Source organism: Candidatus Bartonella washoeensis Sb944nv, assembly GCF_000278135.1.
In the GTDB taxonomy this organism is placed as follows: Bacteria; Pseudomonadota; Alphaproteobacteria; order Rhizobiales; family Rhizobiaceae; genus Bartonella; species Bartonella washoeensis.
The window spans coordinates 7,488-7,920 of sequence record NZ_JH725023.1 but is presented as its reverse complement, the minus strand read 5'-3'; positions in this window follow the sequence as shown (position 1 = coordinate 7,920).

The following is a 433-nucleotide window of genomic DNA, read 5'->3' as shown; positions in this document are numbered from 1 at the left end:
ACTTTCCTTTTTTTACGCTGATCTCTCAACCAAAGACAATGCTTCATATTCTCGTGACGAAGCAATCTCGAGCAAAGAAGAATACCTTCTTTTGCAAGGTTTTAGAGTGCTCAAACCTAAAAAACACAAAGCAATTTTGTGGTTGATTGCTGAGGGATGAAAACACTGTTTTCATTTTGATTGCCAATCTCCTTAAAGTGCTTTATTAATGAACACTGTAATTTTGGTCGTATACGCGACGACCGATAGGGACTTGAAAGCCCTAAGGTTTGGTACATAAGAATAAACCCACTTTGTGGGTGTCCCGGGATTCCGGGAGTTTTTGCTATGTCCAGGTGCTCTCAGCACTAAAAGCAAAAAAAGCTGATCCAAACTCAGTACTTTCAAGCTCCCGGAATACCAATGCGAGGGCGCTCGCAACCGGCGGGGGGAA